Here is a 24,916-nt window from a genome sequence, read left to right on the forward strand (position 1 = left end):
CCCGCGCGCAGCGCCTAGGAGCTTGTCTGGATAGTCGCTGTTCAAATCTGGTCGGGTCTGATTCAACATTGGGCGATGAGCAAGTATTTTCGGCCTTGGAACATCGATCAGACGCTGCTTCTGCCGCCGAATGTGCAGGACTTCGTGCCGAAAGGCCATGTCTCGCGGTTTATGGTTGATCTGGTGCGGGAGAGCCTCGATCTCAGGGAGATCATGGGCAGCTATGTGAGCGGGCTTGGGCAGCCGCCGTTTGATCCGCGGATGATGGTGGCGCTGCTGCTGCATAGCTATGCGAGTGGGCTGTATTCGTCGCGTCGGATTGCCAAGGCCTGCCGGGAGCGGAACGATTTTGTGATGATCGTGGCGCTGGATGCGCCGGATTTTCGGACGATCAGCGACTTTCGCAAGCGACATTTGAAGGCGCTCGGCGCGCTATTCGTGCAGGTTCTGAAGTTGTGCGAGACGGCCGGGCTGGTCAAGCTCGGTCATGTCGCGCTGGATGGTACGAAGATCAAGGCGAACGCGTCGAAACACAAGGCGATGAGTTATGAGCGCATGAAGAAGCGCGAGGCGGAATTGAAGGCCGAGGTCGCTCGCATGCTGGCGGCCGCCGAGGCGGCGGATGCCTCGGAGGATGAGACTTTCGGCAACAGCGACGAACTGCCGGACTGGACCGTCGACAAGCAGAAACGGCTGGCGAAGATCCAGCAAGCGATGGCGGCGCTGGAAGCGGACGCCAAACTGGCGGCGGAGGAAGAGCGCCGCATCGAGGCCGAAAAGGAACAGCAGCGCCAGGCCGAAGGCCGCAAGAAGCCGGGCAAACCGGCGGCGCTGCCATCGGAGGAACCCAATCCCAAGGCGCAACGCAACTTCACCGATCCGGAAAGCCGCATCATGAAGTCGAAGGATGGCTTCGTTCAGGCCTATAATGCCCAGGCGGCCGTCGATGCACATGCCCAGATCATTGTCGCGCAAGAACTGACCCAGCACGGCAGCGATCAGGGCCAGTTGGTGCCCCTGATCGAGGCCATCGAGAGCAATCTTGGCCGCAAGCCGCGGCAGGCCTCAGCGGATTCCGGCTACTGCAGCGAAGCCAATCTCGAAGCGCTCGACACACGCAGCATCGATGGCTATGTCGCGCCCGGACGCGCCAAGCACCCGACAGTAGCGAACGGAAAAGTCGGCGGCCCGCTGACACAGGCCATGCGAAAGAAGATCGACGATGGCGGCTTCGAAACACCCTACCGATTGCGAAAGCAAGTGGTGGAGCCGGTGTTCGGGCAGATCAAACAGGCAAGAGGCTTCCGCCAGTTCCTGTTGCGGGGCATCGAGAAAGTGCGCGCCGAGTGGACAATGATCTGCACCGTCCATAACCTCCTCAAGCTGTTCAACCTCGCAAACGCAGCCTGAGCCTGCTACTCTACAACAAATGCCCGTCACGAAAACATATCTGGACGGGCTCCTAGGCCGAATTCACGCGTCGTCAATAGGCTTAACCAAGTCGCAACCCCGCTGCGCGGGAGCCGAGATCCAAGGAACGAAAACCCGCCATCCCGCTTTGCTCAACCGGGGCGCCTTGCTACGTTCCCCATCGGCCCCGTTGGCGCCCGATCAGGCCTTCCGGACAAGAGAAGGCAGCGGGGCCGCGCCTGAGGCCTTGACAGTCTGAAGCCTTGACAGCTGAAGACTTGGCGGCCTGAAGTTCTGGGAGGATGTCCATGAGAGCAGTCGGAAATGAACCATTGTCGCGTCACGCCCTCGCCTATGTGCTGGCCGGCGGGCGCGGCAGCCGACTCCAGGAGCTGACCGACAGGCGCGCCAAGCCGGCGGTCTATTTCGGCGGCAAGTCGCGCATCATCGATTTCGCGCTCTCGAACGCGGTGAATTCCGGCATCCGCCGCATCGCGGTGGCGACCCAGTACAAGGCGCACAGCCTGATCCGGCATCTGCAGATGGGCTGGAACTTCTTCCGCCCGGAACGCAACGAGAGTTTTGATATCCTGCCCGCGAGCCAGCGCGTTTCGGAGACCAACTGGTATCTCGGCACGGCCGATGCGGTCTACCAGAATATCGACATCCTCGAGGCGCACGGCACCAAGTACATTCTGGTGCTGGCCGGCGACCACATCTACAAGATGGACTACGAGGTGATGCTGAAGCAGCATGTCGAGAGCGGCGCCGACGTCACGGTCGGCTGCCTCGAGATGCCGCGCGCGGAATCCAGCGGCTTCGGCATCATGCATGTCGACGACAACGGCCTGATCCAGTCCTTCCTCGAGAAGCCGGCCGATCCGCCGCCGATGCCCGGCAAGCCCGACAAGTCGCTCGCCAGCATGGGCATCTACGTGTTCGACTCGCAATTCCTGTTCGACGAATTGCGCCGCGATGCCGCCGACCCGAATTCCAACCACGATTTCGGCAAGGACATCATTCCCTATATCGTCAAGCACGGCCGCGCCGTGGCGCATCAGTTCAACGATTCCTGCGTCCGCTCCGGCGACGATCCCCGCTCCTACTGGCGCGACGTCGGCACCGTCGATGCCTATTGGGGCGCCAACCTCGATCTCACCGATGTCGTGCCGGAGCTCGATCTGTACGACCGCACGTGGCCGATCTGGACCTATGCCGAGATCACCCCGCCCGCCAAGTTCGTGCATGACGAGGACGGACGGCGCGGACAGGCGGTGACCTCGCTCGTCTCGGGCGCCTGCATCATCTCCGGCGCGGCGCTACGCCGCTCGCTGCTGTTCACCGGCGTCCACGTCAATTCCTACGCCAGTATCGAGAACGCGGTGATCATGCCCTATGTGAATGTCGGCCGCGGCGCGCGGCTGAGGAACGTCGTGATCGATCGCGGGGTGCGGATTCCGGAGGGGCTTGTGGTCGGCGAGGATCCCGCGTTCGACGGCAAGCGCTTCCGCACCACCGAACAGGGCGTCACGCTGATCACGCAGTCGATGATCGACAGGCTCGGGACATGACGCCCATCCGCGTCCTCGCGGTCGCCTCGGAAGTCTACCCGATCGTCAAGACCGGCGGCCTCGCCGACGTGGTCGGCGCGCTGCCGGCGGCGCTGAACGAGCACGGCGTCGCAACGCGGACGCTGGTGCCCGGCTATCCCGCTGTGCTCAAGGCGCTGGCCTCGGCGGAGACGCTGCTGCACTGGGGAGAATTTTATGGCGAGCCGATCCGCGTGCTCGGCGGCACGCATGACGGCCTCGATCTCCTTGCGCTCGACGCACCGCATCTCTATGCCCGCCCCGGCAATCCCTATGTCGGTCCCGACGGACGCGACTGGCCGGACAACGGCATCCGCTTCGCGGCGCTGTCGCGGATGGCGGCAGAGATCGGCCAGGGCGCAATCGAGACCTTCGTCCCCGACATCGTGCATGCCCATGACTGGCAGGCGGGCCTCGCGCCGGCCTACCTGCACTATGGCGGACGACCGCGGCCGGGCACGGTGATGACGGTGCACAACCTCGCCTATCAGGGGCAGTTCTCGCCGGACATGCTGACGACGTTCGGCCTGCCGGGCGAGGCCTATACGCTGCACGGCGTCGAATATTACGGCACCATCAGCCTCCTGAAGGCCGGCCTGCAATTCGCCGACCGCATCACCACGGTGTCGCCGACCTATGCGCAGGAGATTCAGAGCGACGAGGGCGGCATGGGGTTCGGCGGCCTGTTGCGCGAACGCGCTGACGTGCTGAGCGGCATCCTCAACGGCATCGACATCACGGTGTGGAATCCGGCCACCGATCCGAACATCGTTGCGCGTTACAGCGCCGGGCAGCCGGCGGCGCGCGCGGCCAACAAGGCGGCGCTGCAGCAGCGCTTCGGGCTCGATCCGGCGCCGGATGCGATGCTGCTCGGCGTCATCAGCCGGCTGTCGTGGCAGAAGGGCCTCGACCTGCTGCTCGAGAATATTCCAGCGCTGCTCGGCGAAGGCATCCAGCTCGCGCTGCTCGGCAGCGGCGACCGCGATCTGCAGGATCGCTACGCCGCGCTGGCGCAGGAAACTCACGGGCGGATCGGGGTCGTGATCGGCTATGACGAGACGCTGGCACATCTGATCCAGGCCGGCGCCGATGCGCTCGCGGTGCCGTCGCGCTTCGAACCGTGCGGCCTCACCCAGCTGTGCGCGCTGCGGTACGGCGCGGTCCCGATCGTTGCCAATGTCGGCGGCCTTGCCGACACCGTGCTCGACTTCGACGAAGCCGCGGTCACCGGCGATGCGGCGACCGGCGTCAAGTTCGCGCCCGTCACCTCGGACGCGCTCGCGCGCGGCTTGCGCAAGGCAAACCTCTTGTTCAACGACAAGGTGACCTGGCGCCGACTGCAGCAGGCCGGCATGGCCACCGACGTCTCCTGGCACAACCGCGCCGGCCGCTACGCCGCGCTCTATCGCGAGCTCGCCGCGGCGCGGTGGTGAAGCGCCATCAATTGAGCAGATCGCACGCCGCAATGCGGTTGATGTCGGCCAGCCGCCGGTCGGAATTTCCCTTGAAATCAAGGCTTGCGACGAGGTCGAGCAGTCGGCCATAGGCGCGGTCGGCGACCGCCACCGGCAGCGGCTCCTCGTCGAAGGCTTCGACGTAATTGCCGACGAGACCGCTCAGCAGCCGGCAAACGCCGCGTTGCTCCGGGTCGTCCTTGCTCAAGGTTTCGAGTTTTTGCTGGAAAGTCCTGAAGGTTCGTACGCCGTGCGGTTGCTGCGAAAGCCAACTATGCAGATCAGGATGTGTGTGCAGATCAGGATGCAGGTCGGTCATATCAGCCTCTTCAAAATGGAGAAGAAGCTACTGGCTTATACAGCCGATCTGGATGCCGCGCCATCACAATCTCGCATGCATCCTCTGCCGCGGCCGCGCGAGCCGTGTCACCGGATTGCTACGCAACGCGATTACAGTCGCGCAAGCGCCGGAAGGATTTTGTAGCGCGCGATCTCGTGCGGATAGTCGCCGCGATTGGCGAGCAGCACGATACCGAGCCTGCGCGCGGGCATCAGGCCGATATAGGCCGAGGCATTGTTGAGCCCGCCGAGCTTGTCGATGACGGTGACGTCATCGAGGCGCACATGCTCCCACGCCATCGCCTGGCCGAACTTCGCATCGACGCGAAAGCTCTCGCGCTCGGTCATCTGCAATGCCGCACGCAGTTCGGGATCGATCACCGCGTTGTCGAGACAGGCGCGCAGCAGGATGCCGAGATCGCGCGCCGACGAGAACATCTGGCCGGTACCCGGGAAATCGTAATAGCTCTGCTGATTGCCTGGCGGACCGATCGGCGTGCCGTTATGGGCGTATCCCTGCACCATGCGCTGCATGATTTCGGGCGCCATCGACGCGCGGTTGTCTTCGTCGCGATCCGGAACGAAGGTCGATGTCATGCCGAGCGGCTTGAGGATACGGCTCTCGATCAACGTCGCGATCGGCATGCGATAGCGCTGCTCCAGCACCAGCTGCAGCAGCACATAGCCGGCATGGCTGTAGATCCGCTGCTTGCCGGGCTGCTCCCCTGCCGGCGGCGTCCATGCGTTGAGCATCGCGATGAACTGATCGCGGCTGAAAGTTTCATTCGGCCATGGCGGGTGGTCGGTCGGCAGCAGCAGGCCAGACGTGTGAGTGACGAGCTCGCCGATCGTGACGCGGCTGATGTAGTCGCCGTTGAGCTCGGGCAGGTACTTCGCAACCGGATCGTCCAGCCGCAATTCGCCGCGCTTGGTGCCGAGCGCGACCAGCGTCGCCTCGAACAGCTTGCGCAGCGAGGCGAGGTTGAACAGCGTGTCCGGGGCGACCGGCCGCTTCGCCGCCGCGTCAGCGAAACCGTAGGTGAAGAACGTGACCTGGCCGCCGGCATAGACCGCCGCGGCGAGACCGCCCGGATCCGCCGCGGTCGCGGTCGGCGCAAGCTCTGAAGTGACGATGTCCCTGAGCTGCGCATCCATGTCCGAATCCGCGCGCGCCGCCGCAAGCACGCCAGCAGCGACGGCGAAGAGGACGGCCGCGATCCGGACGGAGGGCGATGGTCTCATAAGGAACGAAGACGTCTCATGAAGAACGAAATCGGGACGATGTTGCGATTCGACCCGCGGGCGGATCTGTTCAGCCATCGCGAGATGGCGACATCGCAATCTTAAGCGATGGAACCTGTGCGTCCGAATTCACGATTGCGCGTGTTGTGCCGTGCCCCGCCGGGGAAGGGGCGGCGCGATTGCAGTTCCGGCGATCAGTGCCGGAAACCGCGCCCGCGACCGCCCTCCCACTCCAGCCACGGCGCGGGAACTGCAATCGAACTAAAAAATGCGGGACGTTTGAAAATGTCGGGAGCGTGATTCGACGGGAAGATGGAACCAGCGCGTGCCGGGCCGACCGTCGATATGTCTGACTTCGTCACATTCCGCTCCCAACCGGGACCGTTTCTTACTAGCAACAATTCGTCAATCAACGGTTGCATAGGCCTATTGGATGGAGTGACAAGACATGGCGGCCTGCGGCGAATTGTCCGGTTCCAGATGCCGGATGCACGCGCTGCCTGATTAAGCATGGCTTAACCATTGATCGCGCGGCGCGAGACTATGCGGCGCGTGATCGGACGATCGACCGCGGCAACGACGCCAACAGCAGCACGAGGCAGACGCAGAGCAGCACGATGTCCTTGAACAGGAACTCGCCGGCCAGGTTCCAGGCCATCGGGTCGGTCGACAGGCTCCATTTGACCACCCCCGGTGTCGTGAAGAAGAACGACCACGTGACGGCGAAGGTGATGACGCCCATCAGCGAACCGATCGCGGACAGGAGCGGGCTGAACGCACCGGCGGCAAGCAGCACAGCGATGCCGAACTCGGCCACGCCAAGCACATAGGCCTCGCCCCGAAGGCCGAACACCGAGAGCCACGAGATGAACGGGCTGTTGCTGATGAACTGCGCGATGCCCTGGGCGGACTGCAGCGTGAACTTCTGCATGCCGAACGACACGAAGATCACGACCATGACCCAGCGCAGGATCGCAAGCAGACGATAAGACCCCTCGCCTTGTTCGGCAATGTTGAACGACAGATTCATACGGATGTTTCTTCCCTCGGTGCGATGCCACCATCGGCCGCTGTTGCGGCGTTCGTGGCAAACTACGCAGCGCGTCGCGCGTGTGTTACGCGCGGGACAGGGGCGCGCCTTCACGATGATGTGCAGACGAGGTGATGAAGATCGTCGCCAGCCGCGACAAACTCAGGCGCGCTGGCGCAGCGCCCGCGCAGCGTCTTTGGCCGGCACCGGCATGGTGAAACCGTACAGGAACAGGTCCACCACCATGTCGGCGAATTCCGTAGGGTCGATCCCGCCCTTCGGGTCGTACCAGGTGTGGCTGAAGTTCAGGATGCCGAACAGCATCATGCTGTAGATTTTCTTGGTCCGCTTGACGATCTTGCCTTCCTTGTCGAGCTTGACCAGAAGATCCGAGACAGTATCGACCAGCTGGCGCTCCAGCGCCTTGATCGCATCCTGCTCGGTCTCACCGAGGAACGAGAGGTCGTTGAGGATCACGCGCTGCTCGTCGCTCGAGCGCGCGTTCAGCGCGACGATGGCCTGGATCGCGGCGCGGAACTGCTCCAGCGTCGTCGCCTTGCCGGCCATCGCAACCTCGACATCGGCAATCATCTCGCGAATATGCGCATCGAGGATCGCGAACAGGATCGCTTCCTTCGAGTCGAAATAATGGTACAGCGCGCCGCGCGACAGCTTGCAGGCATCCGCAAGGTCGGCGATCGAGGCACGCATATAGCCCTGCCGCGCGAACAGGCCGCAGGCGGTGGTGAGGATGCCCTGCTGGATCTCGTCATAGTTTTCCGAGCGCGTCCGCGCCATTACAGTCTCTCTCGTGCACCATCGGCGCCGCCGGAATCGGGCGGCCGCCGTCTCTCTATACTACCGCCGCCCCGCGCGCTCCTCCCCCTTGCGGGCGCCATCCACCAGAACTCTTCCATCGCTCGCGGCATCGGCGACCTGCGTCAAAAAAATAATTTGAACGACCGGTCGGATTATATTGTCGTGCCCGTCATCAAGCAAGCAGATTGCGCACGCCGGGACCAACCCGGCGGCATCGAGGGAGGTTGCGCGTGGATTCTCAGAAGGTCGATGCTGTCGTGATCGGTGCCGGTGCCGGCGGGCTGTGCGCCGCGGCGCGGCTCGCCCATGGCGGGCTGCATACGCTCGTCGTCGACGACAAGGACCGGCTCGGCGGACGCGCCTCGACAGAGGAGATCGACGGCTTCAAGGTCAATATCGGCGCGATCGCGATCGAGTTCGACGGCGTGTTCGAGGAAACCTTCCACACCGTCGGCGCGCCGCTCGAGATCCGCGCGCCGGAGCCCGCGAGCTCGTTCTTCCTCGACGGCAAGGTGATCGACGTCGGCCGCGGCGGCTGGTCGCTGCTGCTCCGGCAACTCACGAAACAGGCCTCGCGCATCCTGGAGAAATTTGCCGATGCCCGCTCCGGCAATCTACCCGACGGGCGGCAATCCACCGAGGACTGGCTGAAGGGCTACACCAGCAACGCCACGGTGCACGCGCTGTTCCGCAATCTCTGCGCGGCGATCTTCGCCTGCAACGCCGCCGAGCTGCCGGCCCGCGCCTTCCTGACCTATTTCACCAGCAAGGGCGCCTTCAAGAAGTTCGGCTTCTGCCCGCGGGGCACGATCGGCGTCTGGAACAGCCTGGGTACCGCGATCAGGCGCAACGGCGACATCTGGCTCGGCACGCCGGCGACCACGATCCACACATCCAATGGCAAGGTCGAAGGCGTCACCGTCCTCAGGAACGGCGAGAAGGTGCGGATCGACACCGATCTCGTCATCAGCAATGCCGGCCCGAAGGCCACCGTCGCGCTGGCCGGCAGGGAAGCTTTCCCGGCGGATTATCTCGCCAAGGTGAAGAACGACCTTCGCCCGGCCGCCAACATCGTCATCAACGTCGCGAGCCGCTGATCAACCATCCCGGCATCGTCACCTTCGGCAAGACGCGCCGGCTCTGCAACATGGCGAACCTTTCCGCGACCTGTCCGGAACTGGCACCACCCGGCTGGCACCTCTATGTCGCCTATGCCGTGCCGGTGCCGGCGCTCGGCGATTTCGACTCGGATGCCGAGGTCGCGCTGGCGCTCGAGGATCTGCGCGAGCAGTTCGCGAATTTCGACCAGGCCAAAATCCTGTCGATCCGCGTGATGCGCGACGACTGGCCGGCACAACGCAGCTGCGCCGGTTACGATTTGCCGCGCGAGACCGGAATCGAAGGCCTGTGGTGCGTCGGCGACGCGGTGAAGCAATATGGCAATGGCGGCACCCAGGCCTGCGCCGAGACCGCCAAGATCGTCACCGATGCGATCCTCGCCGCACGGCCGCACCTCGCGGCCGCCCGGGTCTGAGCAAGATGCCGACGACCATCCCGCATCCGAGGCCGCAAGCAGCGCCGCTCACTGCGCCGGCGCGGGACGGCCTGCTCGAATTCCGCAACATCCGGATCGTCTACGACAACGCGATCGAGGCGATCCGCGACGTCTCGATCGCGGTGCCCGAGGGCAACATCGTCGCCCTGCTCGGCTCCAACGGTGCCGGCAAGTCGACGCTGCTGAAGGCGATGTCCGGCATCCTCTACACCGAGGAGGGCGTGATCGAGAACGGCAGCATCCGCTTCCGCAATGATGAAGTGCATCATCTTGCGCCGGACGAGCTGGTCCGCCGCGGCATCGTGCAGGTGCCGGAGGGCCGCCGCGTGTTCGCGGCGCTGACAATCGACGAAAATCTGCAGATGGGCGGCTATACCAGGACCGGCGCCGAGGCCCGCGAGCGGCGCGACAAGGTGTTTGAGCTGTTTCCGCGGCTGCATGAACGGCGCGACCAGATCGCGGGCTACATGTCCGGCGGTGAACAGCAGATGCTCGCGATCGGCCGCGCGCTGATGACCGATCCTGTGCTGCTGGCGCTCGACGAGCCGTCGCTCGGCCTCGCGCCCTTGATCATCGACCGCATCTATGAGGTGATCGTTCGGCTGCGCGACGAGCTGAAGATGACGGTGCTGCTGGTCGAGCAGAACGCACAGCGCGCGCTCGATATCGCCGACTACGGCTACATCCTGGAGACCGGCCGCGTCGTGCTCGACGGTACGGCAAAAAAGCTCAGTGCCAACGAGGACGTCCAGGAGTTCTATCTCGGGGTCTCCTCCGCCGGCCGCAAGAGCCTGCGCGATGTCAAGCACTACTCTCGGGCGTATTGCGGCCGAGCGGCGGCCGCATCACCTTCGATCGCATTGACCTCTCGACCATTTCGCCGTGGAAATTTGCGGCCGTCGGCATCGGCCGCACCTTCCAGAACCTTGCGCTGTTCAAGCTCGGCACCGTGGTCGAGAACATCCTGACCGGCCGCCACACCCATCTCCGCTCGACCGTACTCGATGCCGTGGTGTTCTTCGGCCGCACCCGCAAGGAGGAGATCGCGGCGCGGCAGCGGGTCGAGCACATCATCGAATTCCTCGAGATCGAGCATATCAGGGACGCCGTGGTCGGCACGCTGTCCTATGGCCAGCAGAAGCGCGTCGAGCTCGCCCGCGCACTCGCCTGCGAGCCGAAACTGCTGCTGCTCGACGAGATGGTCTCCGGCATGAACCAGGAAGAGACCGAGGACATCGCTCGCTTCGTGCTCGACATCCGCGACGAGCTCGGCATCACCGTCGTGATGATCGAGCATGAGATGCGCATCGTGATGGACATCTCTGACCGCATCCATGTGCTAAATTTCGGCCGCAAGATCGCCGAAGGCACGCCCGACGAGGTCAGGCGTGATCCTGCGGTCGCGGAGGCCTATCTTGGCGGCCAGCGCACTGAGGCGATGAAGGTGGGCGCGTGATGTCGACGATGGACAGCCTGCGCACCGCTCACCCGCCGATGCAGGCGAGCGCCACTCGCAACCCGCCGGCAACGAGCGCCGATCCGTTCCAGGCGGCGCTTACGGACGCCGCCATCACCATCCCGCAATTGCTGCGGCAGCGTGCCGCCATGCATGGCGAGGCGCTGGCGCTGCGCGAGAAGGATTTTGGGATCTGGAATCCCTATTCCTGGCGGCATTACTACGAGACCGCGCGCGCGGTCGCGCTTGGCCTGCTCTCGCTCGGCATCAAGCCGGGCGACCGCGTCGCCATCGCCGGCGAAAACACACCGGAGTGGTTTTATGCCGATCTCGGCGTCCAGATGATCGGCGCGGTCGCAGTCGGCATCTATCCGACCAACCCCTGGGTCGAGCTGCAGTATATCGTCAAGCATTCGGGCGCGCGGATCGTCGTCACCGGCGATCAGGAACAGACCGACAAGGTGCTCGACGCGATGGCCAACAATGGCGGCCTGCCGGATCTCGAGGCCATCGTCTGCATCGACATGAAGGGCCTGCGGCACTACCGGCAGTCGGAACTGATGTCGTTCGCGGCACTCTGCGAGCGCGGCAAGGCCTACGCCGAGGCGAACCCGGAGGCCAACGCCACGCTCGACCGGCTGATCAGCCAAGGCGCGCCCGACGATGTCTGCATCCTGGTCTACACCTCGGGCACGACGGGTCCGCCCAAGGGCGCGATGCTGACCCACCGCAATCTGGTCTATGCGGCCTATGCCTACGCGACGACCGTCGGCATTGCCGACAAGCCGTTCGAGGCGGTCAGCTATCTGCCGCTGTGCCATGTCGCAGAGCGCTGCTACGGCACGGTGACGCATCTCGTGCTCGGCGGCACCGTCTCCTTTGCCGAATCGATCGACACCGTAGCGATCAACATCCGCGAGATCGCGCCGACCTTCTTCGTCGGCGTGCCCCGCATCTACGAAAAACTGCAGCAGGGCTTCCTGTTCCGGCTCGGCGAGAGCGGCCGGCTGCGGCAGGGCTTTACCAGGGCCTGCCTCGCCTGGGGCCGCACACTGTCGGATCGCCGGCAGACCGGCAAGGACAACTGGCTCGATCACATCGCTTACGGCCTGCTCTATCTCCTGATGTTCCGCAACCTTCAGCGCCATCTCGGCTTCGCCACCAGCCGGCATCGGCTCTGTGCCGGCGCCTCGATCTCGCCGGAGACGCTGCGCTTCTTCGACATCATCGGCCGGCCGGTGTCACAGGGCTATGGCCTCACCGAAAGCGGCGGCGTTGCCTTCATCCAGACCGGAAGCCACCACCGGATCGGCGGCTGCGGCGTGCCCTTGCCGCAGACCGAATGGAAGTGTGATGCCGACGGCGAGATCCTGTTGCGCAATCCCGGCGTCTTCAAGGGCTACTTCCTCGACGAGAAGGCCTCGATGGCTTCGCTGGAACAAGGCGGCTGGCTGCGCACCGGCGACATCATTGACGTCCTCGACAATGGCGAGATCGCCGTGGTCGACCGCAAGAAGGCGATCATCATCACCGCCGGCGGCAAGAACATTGCGCCCTCGGAGATCGAGAACTCGCTGAAGGATTCCGAATTCATCAAGGAAGCGATCGTGGTCGGCGAGGCCAGGAAGTATCTCGGCGCCATCGTCCAGGTCGACTACGACAATGTCGGCCGCTGGGCGCGCGACCGCGCGCTGGCCTACACCAACTACAAGTCGCTGTCGCAACTGCCGGAGGTGCACGAGCTGGTCGAGCGTATCGTCAACGAGACCAACAAGCGCTTCGCCCGGGTCGAGAACATCAGGCGCTTCGCCATCCTCGAAAAGGAGCTCGACCACGACGACGGCGAGCTGACCGCCACGCAGAAAGTGCGCCGCGCCATGATCGAGAAGAAGTTCGCGCGCGAGCTCGCCATCATCTACCGGGCGGAGGGCTGAATGCAGTATCTCATCCAGCTGCTGATTTCGGGGCTCGCGATCGGCGCGATCTACGGCCTGATCGCGATGGGTTTTGCGGTGATCTACAAGTCGACCGGGCTGGTCAATTTCGCGCAGGGCGAGATGACCATGATCACGGCCTATATCGCCTGGACCATCTCGACCACGGTCAGCGGCAATGTGTTCGTCGTCGCATTAGGAGCGATCCTCGCCGCGATCGTGCTCGGCCTCATCATCGAGCGCTTCGTGATGCGGCCGATGCTGGGCGAGCCAGTGTTCGCGACCGTGATGGTGACGATCGGGCTCGCGGTGATCCTGCGCTCGGCGATCAACTTCATCTGGGACGCCTATCCGCACGGGCTCGATATCGGCATTGGCCGCGGCATCGTGCATCTCGGCGGCATCGGCGCACGCACCGGCCAGCTGGCCGTCATTGCGACGCTGCTTTTGCTGCTGGCCGCGATCTGGGCGTTCTTCCGCTACAGCAAGGTCGGGGTGGCGATGCGCGCGGTCGCGGCCGACGACCGCACCGCGCTGTTGATGGGTATCAGCGCCACGCGGGTGCATGCGCTGGCCTGGGCCGCGTCCTCGGTGATCGCCGGGATCGGTGGTGTGTTCTTCGCACTGTCCTACGATCTGTCGCCGGCGATGTTTCAGCTCGGGCTGAAGGCGTTTCCGGCCACGATCCTGGGCGGCCTCGACGCCGTGCTCGGCTCCGGCCTCGGCGGCCTCTTGATCGGCATCACCGAAAACCTCGCCGGCGGCTATGTCGGCTCCGGCATGAAGGAGGTAGCGGGCTTTGCCATGATCATCGTGGTGCTGATGGTCCGCCCGTTCGGCATCTTCGGCGAACGCGACATCGAGAGGGTGTGATGCGCACCGGCGATTACAAGCAGAGCTATGGCGAGCTGGTCGCGCTGATCGATTCCCCGCCGGTATGGCTGTGGTCGGCCGTGCTGCTGCTGGCGCTGATCGCGGCGCCCTTCGCGCTGAATTCGTATGCGCTCTCGTTCCTGATGATCATCCTGATCACAGTGACCGGCGCGCTCGGCCTCAACATCCTGACCGGCTATACCGGCCTGATCTCGCTCGGCCATGTCGGGTTCCTGGTCACCGGCGCCTATGCCTATGCGGTGCTGGTCTCGAGGTACCACATGCCGCCGCTGGTCGGCTTCCTCGGGGCTGGCGTGGTGCCGGCGCTGGCCAGCCTGATCGTCGGCGCGCCGTCGCTGCGGCTCAAGGGGCTCTATCTCGCGATCACCACGCTCGCCTTCTCCTTCATCATCAACACCGTGATCCTGGAGATGCGCTGGCTCACCAACGGCGCCCGCGGCATCCAGGTGCAGCGGCCGGAAATCTTCGGCATCAGCTTCGACAGCGATGCGGCCTTTACTTATCTCTGCCTCGGCATCGCCGTTCTGACTCTGCTCGCGACCCTCAACATCCGCCGCAGCCGGGTCGGCCGCGCCTTCGTCGCGATCCGGGACAACGACACCGCGGCCCGCGTCATGGGCATCAATCTACATGCCTACAAGCTGTTCGCCTTCGTCACCTCGGCCTTCATCACCGGCATCGCCGGCGCGCTCTACGGCATTTATCTCTCCTTCGTCAGCGTCGAGGGCTTTCCGTTCCTGCTCTCGATCGAGGCGCTGGCGATCCTGATCGTCGGCGGGCTCGGCTCCGCGCTCGGCGCGGTGCTCGGCACCATCCTGATCGTGCTGCTGCCGGAGGCGACAAGGCTCGTCTTTAGCCTGTTCAGCGCACAGTTGGACGCGAGCTTCACGACCGGCGCGCAGGAGCTGAAGAGCATGCTCTACGGCCTCGTCATCATCCTGTTCCTGCGCTTCCAGCCTCGCGGGCTGTTCGGCGCCTGGCACGACATCAGGCGGACCTGGGTGCACTGGCCGCTGCGCTACTAATCAAAAAAAAGACGCAACACCTGAGGAGGAGACAATGATCAAGCATCTGGCGGCGGCTGCGCTGCTGCTTTCCACCGCCTGTCTTGCTATCGGCCCGGCATGCGCCGCGGACCCCGGCATCACCGACACCGAGATCCTGATCGGCGACGTCGAGCCGCTGACCGGCCCGCCGGCGCTGCTCGGCGTCGCGGCCTCGATCGGCCACAGAATAGCGATCGCCGAGGCTAATGCCGCCGGCGGCATCAACGGCCGCAAGATCAAATATGTGCTGGAGGACGACGGCTACGTCACCGCGCGCACCATCCAGGGCGTCAAGAAGGTGATCGATGTCGACAAGGTGTTCGCGATGCTCGGCATCTCAGGCTCGGGCCAGTCGATCGCGGTGATGCCGGAGCTGGAGAAATCCGGTATCCCGACCGTGATCGACGTCGCGCCGGTGAAATTCCTCTGGGAGCCGCCGCGCAAGAACGTGTTCGTGGTCGGCCAATCCTACGAGGAAGGCATCATCCATCTCGTCAACTTCCTCGCCGACAAGAACCCCGGCAAGAAATGGGGCCTGATCACCCAGGACGACGATTACGGCATCACCGTGCGCGACGGCTTCGATTCCGTGGTCAAGGCCAAGAAGCTGAACGTCGTCTACAGCGGCAATTACAAGAAGGGTCAGCAGGACTTCTCGTCCGACATGCTGCAGCTGAAGGATTCCGGTGCCGAGGTGTTTCTGGCCGGCGGCATCATCGCCGAGAACATCGCGATGATGAAGGAGCTGGAGAAGCTCAGCATCAAGCCGGTGACCGGCATCTTCTGGCCCGGCCGCATCGAACCGGTGCTGAAGCTGATGGGCCCGGCGGGCGACGGCTTCTACGCGGTCGACTATGTCGAGCCGTTCGCGGGCGCGGCCGGCAAGGCGTTCCTGGAGAAGGCCAAGCCGCTGGTGTCGGAAGCCGAGTTCAAGGGCATCAACCGCTACACCATGACCGGCTATGCCGCGGCGAAGGTCCTGATCGCGGCGATCGAGCGCTGCGGCAAGCAGCCGACCTGGGCCTGCACCATCTCCGAGCTGGAGAAGACCAAGAATGTCGAGACCGGCGTGATGGCGCCGATCAGCTTCGGCCCCGGCGTCCGCTTCTCCAACCAGAAGCTGCAGATCATGCAGGCCGATGCCGCGACGCTCAGCTTCAAGCCGGTGGACTAGGCCGCGATGAAGGTCCTGATCGTCTTTGCCCATCAGGAAGCGCAGTCCTTCAACGCCGCGCTGCTGGCGCGGTCAGTCTCCGAACTGACCGCGCTCGGGCACACGGTCAGGATCTCCGATCTCTACGCCATGCGGTTCAACCCGGTGGCAACCGCCGACGATTTTGGCGAACGGCGGTTTCCCGACCGGCTGCAATATGACCGCGAGCAGAAGTATAATCTGCAACAGGAGTCACTCAGCGGCGATATCACGGCCGAGATCGAGAAGCTGCTATGGTGCGACCTCCTGATCCTGCAGTTTCCGCTGTGGTGGTTCTCCGTCCCCGCCATCATGAAGGGCTGGATCGACCGTGTGTTCGTCAACGGCGCGATCTATGGCGCCGGCCGCCGCTACGACACCGGCGGCCTGGCCGGCCGCCGCGCCATGGTCGTGACCTCGACCGCCGCCTACCCCGGCATGTGCGCGCCGGACGGACTGGTCGGCGCACTCGATGTGGTGCTATGGCCGATCCAGAACGGCACACTGGCCTATGCCGGCTGCAAGGTGCTGCCGCCCTTCGTGTCGTATTCAGTGAATTTTGTCGACGAGGCGACGCGGTACCGCTATCTCGATGAGTACGCCGCGCGGCTGCGGCAGCTCGAGGCCACCGAGCCGCTGTTCTTCCATCCGCTACAGGACTTTGGCCCGAATTGGCGCCTCAAGCCGGGCGTGATGGCGAAGGCGGTCGGCCAGGGCAGGCCTGCCAGCTAAGCGTGTATTCCCAAATCTGTGACGCGCAAAAGCGCTGCGACCTCCTCTTTCCACCCAACAGCAGCATATTGCAGCCATCCAGAGAGGGCCCGCTGGCTGGCGGTGCGTCACATATATGCTTTCGAGACGGGCGTTACGGCATTATTATAGGAAAGTAATAGGCGTCGGGAGCGTTGACCTGAGCTCAGGCAGGAAGCAAGTCGACGCGAGGTGCTTGACGTCCGCTTGGATAACCCGCACACCCAGGCGGACCAACGACGCCTTCAATGCCCGCGATTTTGATTTTGCATTGCAAATCGGTCAGATAGTCATGGCCTCACGCTCGGGCACCCGGATCGCTCGAAAAGCCCGCTCCAAAGCTGAGGTGGATTTTGCCACCTGGCTTATGATGGCCAAGCTCGGCAGTTTCGATGACTTGCCGCCAAATGCGCAGGGGTTCTTGCTCAGCTATCGAGCCAGGCTCGAGCGGATGAGCGAGGCCGAGTCGAAAGGAGTGGCACTTCAAGAAGTCTACGTCAGTTATTATGGCGAGATGGGGGGCTGTGGCGCGGCGCCAGAACTGGATGCCCCCGCCAAATCCGGGGATAACGACACCGTGCAGTCCCAGAGACCGCGTAGGCCTCCGGCGGCTCGGCTGACCGCCGGCGCTTCCGATAGACCGGCCGCCCGGATATCCGTACCGGCCCTGCTGATTTTCGCAGCCATGGTGGCCCTGATCGCCGCCTACGCGTTCCTGCCGAATTGAGAAATCTAACATCAGCTTCGCAAAGAGATGATCCAATGGAGCTCAACAGCGCAGATCTTTCGACAATCCTGAACCGCCTGCTGGATACGGCCGCGGACAATCTCAGGGTCGCAAAGATCTTGGTTCAACTGGGTCTCGATCCCAACAACATCACCTATGATGCGTTGTTCAATCGGCTGCTCGAAATTGTGCTGGCCAACATAACGCTTGCCAACATGTTTGCACTGGTCGGCGCCATCTTCTTTGTCGCCACCTTGCTGATGCAGACAATGGTCCCGCTGCGCATCGCGAATATGGCAGGCTGTTCATTCTTCGCGACCTTTGGCGCGCTCTCCGGAAACGTCGGCACTTTTCTCCTGTACCTGCTGATGGTGCCGATCAATGCCGTTCGCCTCCGTCAAATGCTCAGGCTCGTCAGAAAGGCACGTGACGCGGCGCAGGGTGACATGTCGATGGAATGGCTCAAACCGTTCATGACCGAACGCAAATACCGGCGGGGCGACAGATTATTCAAGAAGGGTGATGCGGCGACCGAAATGTTTCTCACCGTCACGGGGAGGTTTCTGGTCAAGGAGATCAACGTCGAGCTTCCGCCGGGACGTCTCATGGGAGAACTTGGCTTCCTTACGCCCAATAACCGACGGACCGGGACGGTCGAATGCATAGACGACGGACAAGTTCTCACTATCACCTATGACAGGCTGCTTGAACTCTACTTTCAGAATCCGCAATTCGGCTATTATTTCCTCATCCTGACCAGCCGGCGCCTGCTGGAAAATATCGAGCGGCTCGAAAAAGCCGTAGTACAACAAAATGCCGGACCGCAGGTAACGGCTGCCAGCGATGTGCCTTGAGACTCGTGCTATCCACGCTTCGCAAGGATAGCGCGTCACACTGCCGTGCACGCATTTTAGGTACGCCTGCGCGCGCCCATTCACATCCGCTTCGCGACTTCCTCCAGCATCACCTCGGTGGCGCCGCCGCCGATGGTCAGCACGCGGGCGTCGCGCACCATGCGCTCGATCGGAGTGCCGCGCATGAAGCCTGAGCCGCCGTGCAGTTGCAGGCAGCCATGCACGACCTCGTGCAGCACCTCCGGCGACAGCGCCTTGACCATCGACACTTCGCGCAGACACTCCTGTCCGGCCGCAGCGAGTTCGGCGGCCTGATAGGCCAGCGCCCGCGCCGCCGCTGCCTTCGCGGCAAGCTGGGCGAGCTTCAATCGCACCGCCTGCTGATTCCAGAGCGGACCGCCGAACGCCTGCCGCGTCTTTACGTAGTTCGCCGTCAGCTCGATCGCCTTGGCGGATTCGCCGGCGCAGATGCCGCCGATGCAAATGCGCTCGTTCTGGAAGGTCTCCATGATGCCATAGAAGCCCTTGTTCTCCTCGCCGAGCAGGTTTTCCGCCGGCACGCGCACGTCCTGAAATGCGATTTCGGCGGTGTCCGAGCAGAGCCAGCCATGCTTGTCGAGCTTGGTTGCCGTGATGCCCGGCGTGTTGCGCTCGACGATGAACAGCGAGATGCCGCGGCTGCCCTTGGCATGCGGATCGGTCCGCGCGGCGACGATCAGGATGTCGCCATAGACCGCGTTGGTGATGAACATCTTGGCGCCGTTGATCACCCAGCTATCGCCATCGCGCCGCGCGCGCGTCTTCAGGCCTGCGACGTCGGAGCCCGCATCCGGTTCGGTCACCGCGATCGAACAAACCGTCTCGCCGCGGATGATCGCCGGCAAATACTTCTGCTTCTGCTCCGGCGTGCCGCGCAAGGAGATGTGCACCGCCGACATGTCGGTGTGCACCAGGATCGAGGAGGTGAAGCCGCCAAAGCTCGAGCGTCCCAGCTCCTCGGCGAACACCATCGAGGCCAGCGGCCCCATGTCGGTGCCGCCATATTCGGCGGCGTGGCGCATGCCGAGAAAGCCGAGCGCGCCCATGCGGCGATAGATCTCGCGCGGGATCTTGCCGTCGCGCTCCCACGCCTCGGCATGCGGCACCACCTCCTTCTCGACAAAGCGACGAACCTGCTCGCGCAGCATGCGCAGCTCCTCGGGCAGATTGGGCTGCTCCGAGAAATGGAACTCGGCTTCGGTGAGCTGGCGCGGGTCCGAGGTCATGACGTTCATTGTGGCGCCCTCTGATGGCCGATGTGAAGATGCTTGCGCAGAAATTTCGCGAGGGATGCGATCGCCTCTCCCGCCTGCGGAATCTCCGGGAACATCTGGAAGACGTGGATCATGCCGTCCCAGATCTGCAGCTCGACGTCGACGCCGGCGGCCATCGCTTTTGCGGCCAGTTCGGTTGCATCATCGCGCACGGTCTCGCGGTCGCCAACTTGCACCAGCAGCGGCGGGAGGCCGGCGAGATCGGCGTAAAGCGGCGAGGCCCGCGGATCACAGGGATCGCCGTCCTTGCCCAGATAGTTCTTCGCTAGCGCCATGATCATCGCGCGCTGATGGATCGGATCGGCCTCGGCCCTGCTCTCATAGCTCGTGCCGGTCGCAGCGAGATCGGTCCAGGGCGACATCAATGCGCCGGCGGCTGGCAGCGGAAAACCTCGGCCGCGCGCCGCCAGCATCGCGGAGAGCACGAGGTTGCCGCCGGCCGAGTCCCCGGCGAAGGCAATGTCCGCCGGACGCAAACCCTGATCGCGCAGATATTGATAGGCGATCAGCGCATCATCCAGCGCGGCGGGAAAGCGATGCTCCGGCGCAAGACGATAGTTGATGGTAAGTACACGGCAGCCGGATGCATCGGCGATCCGCGCGGCGAGATCGCGATGCGAGGCGACCGAACCGATCCGGAAGCCGCCGCCGTGAAAATAGAGCATCGCCTTGTCGCGCGGCGCATCCGCCGGCACGATCCATTCGCCATCGACGCCGCCGGCGGAGACCTGCCGGCAGATCACCGGCACCGAGCAGCCTGCGAAGGCCACGTCCCAATCGCTGCGCATCTGCGCCACTGACGTCTCGCGGGTCCAGTTGCGATAGATCGCGTGCAGGCGCTCGATCGCACAATCGACCGGCGTGATTGCAATATCGTCGCCCGCACTACTCATCTCAGCCGCCGATACCCATGCCGCCCGACACGCCGAGCGTCTCGCCGGTGATATAGGCGGCCTGGTCGGAGGCCAGGAACAGCGCCGCAGCCGCAACCTCCTCCGGCTCGCCGAGCCGGCCGAGCAGCGTCGCGCCGGTCATCGCCTGCAGGATCTTGTCGCCGCCCTTCGCCACCGCCTGCTCCAGCATCGGCGTCCGGATCGGCCCCGGCGCGATCGCGTTCGCGGTGATGCCAAAGCGCGCATTCTCCCGCGCAATGCTCCGGGTAAACGAGATCACGCCGCCCTTGGCCGCAGAATAGACCGCGCCGCCCTTGGAGCCGAGCCTTGCCGCCTCCGAGGTGACATTGATGATGCGGCCGAATCTCGCCGCCTGCATCGCCGGCAACGCGGCGTGGGTGCAGGCCAGCACCGAGGTGAGATTGACCGCGATCAGCCGCGCCCAATCCTCCGCCGTGGTGTCGGTGAAGAAAGCGTGCTGATCGATGCCGGCGTTGTTGACGACAATGTCGAACGGACCGTCCTGCGCCATCACGGCCTGCACCTTCGTGGCATCGCTGACGTCAAGTCCTGCAACGTCAGCGCCGGTCTCGCGCGCGAGCTCCGAGGCCGCAGCGACGTCGAGATCGGCGATCACGACCCTGGCGCCGGCCCCGGCAAAACTGCGGACAATCGCCGCGCCAATGCCACGCGCGCCGCCGGAGACGAAGGCGCGGCGGCCATCGAGACGTCCGAATGGCAAGGTCGCCACCTCAGCGCCCCGTGAAGACAGGCTTGCGCCGCTCGATCACGGCGGCGAGCCCTTCGCGGGCATCGGCCATTCCCGAGAGCTCGGCAACCGTGCGCGCCTCTTCCGACAGGCACTGCTCGATGCTGGTGCCGGTGCCGGCCCAGACCAGCCGCTTGGTCGCCGCCAGCGCCAGCGATGCGTCGGCAAGCTCGGCATCGGGCACGACCTTGGTGACGATGCCCATCTGCAACGCTTCCGCCGCCGGGATCACAGGGTTGGTCAGCAGGATCGACATCGCCCGCCGCAGGCCGACCAGCCGCGACAGCGTCACGGAGACGCCCGCATCCGGCGCCATCGCCACCCGCGTGGCGCCGGCGAGGAATTTTGCCGATTCCGCCGCGATCACGATGTCAGACGCACAGACCAGGCCAAAGCCGCCGCCGCCCGCGGCAAAGCCCTGCACCGAGGCGATGACGGGCGCCTCCAGCCGCAGCAGGCCGGTCACCGCGTTCTGCAGATACGCGGTGGCCTGGCGGATATAGTCCGGCAGCTTCTCGCCCTTGGACGCAAAGGCGCGGACATCGCCGCCCGCGCAAAAGTTCGTGCCCTCGCCGCTCAGCAGCACGACGCGCAGATCCGGATGGCCGTGGCAGACCATGATGGCGTCGCACAGCGCGCTCAACAGCTCGGCGCTCATGCCGTTGGCCGCATCAGGACGGTTGAGCCGCAACCGCGCGATGCCGTCGGTGATGTCGAGCAGAACAGGGCCCTTGTCGATCATGGCGAGACCTTCCCTAGCCCGTCCTATTCGTGAGAGTGCTTTTTTTAGTCCGATTGATGTGGCCGCACATCTGCTCTGACGAGGCGCGCGGGATTGCCTTCGGCTTTTCACCGCCTGACGACCCGTACTTTGCAACGCGCTTGAGGGATGGGTTGGGCGAACGGGGGGCGGACGCCCCGCCGGTCAAGGACCGAGCGGCAGCAGCGCGCCTGGCAAGCCGCGGATCAGGTCGGCTTCGGGACATGCCGCGGCAAACGCAAGGCGAATGCGGCTCGTGGTCTCGACGACACGGGCAGCGAGTTTCAAGAGACGAAGACGCAGCGTCGCGAACTCGGCTGTGGCCAATTCCCGGGCTTTGGGAATCGCGTCGCGCACGGTCAGCATCAGCCAATAAGCGGCGGTGTGGAGAACGAGGCGGACTTGATTGGCGAGCGCCGAACGGCAGCTGGTGCGATCGGAGGCGAGCTGTGTCTTATGCAGCTTGATCAGATTCTCGGCTTGGCCGCGCGCGCAATACAGGCTGTCGTAGATCCACTCGGCCGAGCCGACATCGAGGCTGGTGACGACGAAACGGATGTCGAGGCCGAGCATCGTCGCCTCAATACGGGCGACGGTACGCCGTTCGCGATCCCAGGACTTGGCCTTGTGGCGCGTCTCGGTATAGCCACGCAGAACCGGCAGGTTCTCGATGGCGCGTCGCGTGCGGATGTCGTCGGCGGCCTCGTCGAGTTTTCTGGCGAGCGGCTTGGTGCCGGACAGACCGAAGATGTAGTCGATGCCGTTGGTCTCGCACCACGCCATTGCCTCCGGCCGGGCATAGTGCCCGTCGCCACGGAACGTAATTCGCGTGTTGTGCCACCGCGTCCGGATATGCCGTATCAGGCGGCGCAGATGGGCACGCACCTCGACGCCGCCCGGCGTCTTGCCGGGCCGCAACACGACCGCCACGGGCCGGCTCTTCTCCGTGTCGTAGACGTGGATCGGCAGGAAGCAGCGTTCGTCATAATGAGCGTTGAACAGCGAGAGCTGCTGATGGCCGTGGACGACATCGCAGGTATCATCGATGTCGAGCGTGACGGATGCCGGCTCGCGCGGGTAGCTATCCATCCATGCGTCGACCAAAGTGTAGGTCAGTCGGATCACGTCGCGCAGGCGCGGAGCATTCTCCAGCCGCGACAGCGTCGGTTGGGAACACAGATCGCGACCCGTGTCCGGCAGCCGTCCGCAGGCCAGCTTGAATGCGGGATCGGACCGCAGATGATCGAGGTCGTCGGCGTCCTCGTAGCCGCAGCAGATCGCGAACATGCGCGCGCGGAACATATCGACAAGGCTGTGCACGACCCGCGTCGGATCGCGCCGATCCGGGAACACCCGGGCCAAATTGTCGGCCAAGCCGAGACGCCGCTCGGCCATCGCCAGAAGCATCACGCCCCCGTTCGAGGTCAGCCGACCGCCATCGAAGGCAGCTGTGACTTTCTTGGCGTGAACGGCTGGAAACGAGAAGGGCAGAATCGTATCATCGGTCATGGCGGGCCTGGCGTTCGCGGTTGAGGTGATGGGGTTGGCTGAGCTGCTGCCGGTTTGATGGACACCGAGATTAGGTGTTTCATGAAGCCGGAGGTGGCGATGAAAAGACGGAAGTTCAGCCGCGAGTTCAAGGTCGAGGCGGTCAAGCTGGTGCGGGAACGTGGGGTGTCGGTGGCGCAAGCTGGCCGTGACCTGGATGTTCATGAGAATGTTCTCCGCAAATGGGTGAAGGAGTTGGGCTCCGACCCGGCGCAAGCCTTTCCCGGCCACGGGCAGATGAAGCCGGAGCAGCAGGAGATCGAGCGGCTGCGCCGTGAGGTCGCCAAGCTGAAGGCCGAGCGGGATATCCTAAAAAAGGCCGCAGCCTACTTCGCGAAGGAAGCGACATGAAGTTCGCCTTCGTCGCGAAGCACCGGACGATCTGGCCGGTGGCATGGCTATGCGATGCGCTGGGAGTGTCGCGGTCGGGCTTCCATGCCTGGCTGAACCGCTCTCCCAGCGCCAGATCCCGCAGCGACGAGGAGCTCGGCGGCAAGGTCAAGGCCAGCTTCGCCGCCAGCGACCGCACCTATGGCGCACGCCGGGTGTGGCGTGACCTGCTCGCCGACGGGGCGGATTGCGGCCTGCACCGGATTGAGCGGCTGATGCGCCTGCAAGGCTTGCGGGCGCGGCCGCGACGTCGGCGCTTACCGAAGGACAGCGGCGATCGACAGCTCGAGACCGTACCGGCGAACCTCCTTGACCGGCAGTTCGCCGCCGAGCGGCCGAACCAGAAGTGGATCGCCGACTTCACCTATCTCTGGACGGCCGAAGGCTGGCTCTATGTCGCAGCGGTGATCGACCTGTTCTCACGCCGCGTGGTGGGCTGGTCGATGAGTGCCTCCATGACGGCACAGCTCGTGACGGACGCATTGTTGATGGCCGTCTGGCGGCGCGGCAAGCCGGATGCGCTGTTGCATCACTCCGACCAGGGCAGCCAGTACACCAGCGAGCAGTTCCAGCGCCTGATGGCCGACCACGGCATCGTTTGCAGCATGAGCCGCTCCGGCAACGTCTGGGACAACGCGGCGATGGAGAGCTTCTTCTCCTCGCTCAAGACCGAGCGTACGGCCAACAAGATTTATCAAACCAGAGATGAGGCACGCGCCGATGTGTTCGACTACATCGAACGATTTTACAACACGACCCGCAGGCACTCGACCATCGGCTATCTCAGCCCGGTTGAGTTCGAGCGCAAGGTGGGATTAGCTTAAGCGGGTGTCCATCAAACCGGCAGCAGCTCAGGCTTTGCAACCGAATCCTACGCCGCATCAGCGCTTTACACCACGCTCGCCAGCCTCTCAGGCGCACTCTGACGAATTGATCTTCCCCCGAAAAAATG

At 64.1% G+C, this 24,916-nt stretch carries 24 protein-coding genes; 15 read left to right on the forward strand and 9 right to left on the reverse strand.

The genetic code is table 11. From position 1 onward, the window contains the following. The first annotated feature begins 75 nt into the window (after window positions 1-75). The 3 genes from HAP54_RS48240 (at window position 76) to glgA (ending at window position 4,432) form a co-directional block, all read left to right on the forward strand. Entirely contained in the window at window positions 76-1,410 is a 1,335-nt protein-coding gene (locus tag HAP54_RS48240) for an IS1182 family transposase (protein ID WP_166202952.1), read from the forward strand. A gap of 308 nt (window positions 1,411-1,718) precedes the next feature. Then, a complete protein-coding gene (gene glgC / locus HAP54_RS48245) occupies window positions 1,719-2,981 on the forward strand; it encodes a glucose-1-phosphate adenylyltransferase (RefSeq protein WP_166298241.1) in 1,263 nt (420 codons plus the stop codon). Then, a complete protein-coding gene (gene glgA, locus HAP54_RS48250; RefSeq protein WP_166298242.1) occupies window positions 2,978-4,432 on the forward strand; it encodes a glycogen synthase GlgA in 1,455 nt (484 codons plus the stop codon). The genes glgC and glgA overlap by 4 nt, the downstream gene beginning before the upstream one ends. A 7-nt stretch (window positions 4,433-4,439) precedes the next feature. Here the strand turns inward: glgA and HAP54_RS48255 are convergent, their stop codons facing one another. The 4 genes from HAP54_RS48255 to HAP54_RS48270 form a co-directional block, all read right to left on the reverse strand. Beyond that, the gene (locus tag HAP54_RS48255) at window positions 4,440-4,772 is read right to left on the reverse strand and encodes a hypothetical protein (RefSeq protein WP_166298243.1); all 333 of its coding nucleotides are present in this window, start codon (window positions 4,770-4,772) and stop codon (window positions 4,440-4,442) included. A 131-nt stretch (window positions 4,773-4,903) separates the two neighbouring features. After that, on the reverse strand, window positions 4,904-6,034 hold the full coding sequence (locus HAP54_RS48260; protein ID WP_175619331.1) for a serine hydrolase: 1,131 nt from the start codon (window positions 6,032-6,034) through the stop codon (window positions 4,904-4,906). A 541-nt stretch (window positions 6,035-6,575) separates the two neighbouring features. Next, complete coding sequence (locus HAP54_RS48265; RefSeq protein ID WP_166307198.1) at window positions 6,576-7,064, reverse strand: DUF417 family protein; 489 nt, start codon at window positions 7,062-7,064, stop codon at window positions 6,576-6,578. Between the two features lie 162 nt (window positions 7,065-7,226). Then, entirely contained in the window at window positions 7,227-7,862 is a 636-nt protein-coding gene (locus HAP54_RS48270) for a TetR/AcrR family transcriptional regulator (protein WP_166298245.1), read from the reverse strand. A 251-nt stretch (window positions 7,863-8,113) separates the two neighbouring features. Here HAP54_RS48270 and HAP54_RS48275 point away from each other — a divergent pair, with 251 nt between their 5' ends. From HAP54_RS48275 to HAP54_RS48325, 11 genes are all read left to right on the forward strand, one after another. Then, window positions 8,114-8,980 (forward strand): phytoene desaturase family protein, encoded by an 867-nt coding sequence (locus tag HAP54_RS48275; protein WP_210297439.1) that lies wholly within the window; start codon window positions 8,114-8,116, stop codon window positions 8,978-8,980. A 50-nt stretch (window positions 8,981-9,030) separates the two neighbouring features. Then, on the forward strand, window positions 9,031-9,417 hold the full coding sequence (locus tag HAP54_RS48280) for an FAD-dependent oxidoreductase (protein ID WP_210297438.1): 387 nt from the start codon (window positions 9,031-9,033) through the stop codon (window positions 9,415-9,417). 5 nt (window positions 9,418-9,422) lie between these two features. Next, on the forward strand, window positions 9,423-10,406 hold the full coding sequence (locus HAP54_RS48285) for an ABC transporter ATP-binding protein (protein ID WP_224741475.1): 984 nt from the start codon (window positions 9,423-9,425) through the stop codon (window positions 10,404-10,406). Beyond that, complete coding sequence (locus tag HAP54_RS48290) at window positions 10,298-10,894, forward strand: ABC transporter ATP-binding protein (RefSeq protein ID WP_224741989.1); 597 nt, start codon at window positions 10,298-10,300, stop codon at window positions 10,892-10,894. The genes HAP54_RS48285 and HAP54_RS48290 overlap by 109 nt, the downstream gene beginning before the upstream one ends. Beyond that, a complete protein-coding gene (locus HAP54_RS48295) occupies window positions 10,894-12,828 on the forward strand; it encodes an AMP-dependent synthetase/ligase (RefSeq protein WP_166298246.1) in 1,935 nt (644 codons plus the stop codon). The genes HAP54_RS48290 and HAP54_RS48295 overlap by 1 nt, the downstream gene beginning before the upstream one ends. Beyond that, window positions 12,829-13,701, forward strand: a complete 873-nt coding sequence (locus HAP54_RS48300; protein WP_166298247.1) for a branched-chain amino acid ABC transporter permease — start codon at window positions 12,829-12,831, stop codon at window positions 13,699-13,701. Further along, entirely contained in the window at window positions 13,701-14,747 is a 1,047-nt protein-coding gene (locus HAP54_RS48305; RefSeq protein ID WP_166298248.1) for a branched-chain amino acid ABC transporter permease, read from the forward strand. Before HAP54_RS48300 ends, HAP54_RS48305 begins: the two co-directional genes overlap by 1 nt. 34 nt (window positions 14,748-14,781) lie before the next feature. Continuing rightward, window positions 14,782-15,942, forward strand: a complete 1,161-nt coding sequence (locus tag HAP54_RS48310) for an ABC transporter substrate-binding protein (protein ID WP_166298249.1) — start codon at window positions 14,782-14,784, stop codon at window positions 15,940-15,942. 6 nt (window positions 15,943-15,948) lie between these two features. Continuing rightward, the gene (locus HAP54_RS48315) at window positions 15,949-16,692 is read left to right on the forward strand and encodes an NAD(P)H-dependent oxidoreductase (RefSeq protein WP_166298250.1); all 744 of its coding nucleotides are present in this window, start codon (window positions 15,949-15,951) and stop codon (window positions 16,690-16,692) included. Window positions 16,693-17,002: 310 nt separating this feature from the next. Continuing rightward, the gene (locus tag HAP54_RS48320; RefSeq protein ID WP_166307201.1) at window positions 17,003-17,437 is read left to right on the forward strand and encodes a hypothetical protein; all 435 of its coding nucleotides are present in this window, start codon (window positions 17,003-17,005) and stop codon (window positions 17,435-17,437) included. Between the two features lie 35 nt (window positions 17,438-17,472). Then, entirely contained in the window at window positions 17,473-18,291 is an 819-nt protein-coding gene (locus HAP54_RS48325; protein ID WP_166298251.1) for a Crp/Fnr family transcriptional regulator, read from the forward strand. An 80-nt stretch (window positions 18,292-18,371) separates the two neighbouring features. Here the strand turns inward: HAP54_RS48325 and HAP54_RS48330 are convergent, their stop codons facing one another. From HAP54_RS48330 to HAP54_RS48350, 5 genes are all read right to left on the reverse strand, one after another. Beyond that, the gene (locus HAP54_RS48330) at window positions 18,372-19,556 is read right to left on the reverse strand and encodes an acyl-CoA dehydrogenase family protein (RefSeq protein ID WP_166298252.1); all 1,185 of its coding nucleotides are present in this window, start codon (window positions 19,554-19,556) and stop codon (window positions 18,372-18,374) included. A 5-nt stretch (window positions 19,557-19,561) separates the two neighbouring features. Next, window positions 19,562-20,497: an alpha/beta hydrolase gene (locus HAP54_RS48335; RefSeq protein ID WP_166298253.1), complete on the reverse strand. Its 936-nt coding sequence runs from the start codon at window positions 20,495-20,497 to the stop codon at window positions 19,562-19,564. Window position 20,498: 1 nt separating this feature from the next. Beyond that, complete coding sequence (locus HAP54_RS48340) at window positions 20,499-21,248, reverse strand: SDR family NAD(P)-dependent oxidoreductase (protein WP_166298254.1); 750 nt, start codon at window positions 21,246-21,248, stop codon at window positions 20,499-20,501. 1 nt (window position 21,249) lies between these two features. Next, window positions 21,250-22,008 carry an enoyl-CoA hydratase/isomerase family protein gene (locus HAP54_RS48345; protein WP_166298255.1) on the reverse strand — a complete coding sequence of 253 codons (759 nt, stop codon included), beginning with the start codon at window positions 22,006-22,008 and terminating at the stop codon, window positions 21,250-21,252. Between the two features lie 183 nt (window positions 22,009-22,191). Continuing rightward, window positions 22,192-23,535 carry an IS1380-like element ISBdi2 family transposase gene (locus HAP54_RS48350; RefSeq protein ID WP_166204320.1) on the reverse strand — a complete coding sequence of 448 codons (1,344 nt, stop codon included), beginning with the start codon at window positions 23,533-23,535 and terminating at the stop codon, window positions 22,192-22,194. A 99-nt stretch (window positions 23,536-23,634) separates the two neighbouring features. Here HAP54_RS48350 and HAP54_RS48355 point away from each other — a divergent pair. Further along, a protein-coding gene (locus tag HAP54_RS48355; protein WP_166295259.1) for an IS3 family transposase occupies window positions 23,635-24,788 on the forward strand; the annotation gives its coding sequence in 2 pieces (ribosomal slippage) (window positions 23,635-23,884 and window positions 23,884-24,788; 1,155 coding nt in all). Window positions 24,789-24,916 lie beyond the last annotated feature (128 nt).

Origin of the sequence: Bradyrhizobium sp. 2S1 (assembly GCF_011516625.5) — a bacterium.
Taxonomy (GTDB): domain Bacteria; phylum Pseudomonadota; class Alphaproteobacteria; order Rhizobiales; family Xanthobacteraceae; genus Bradyrhizobium; species Bradyrhizobium septentrionale.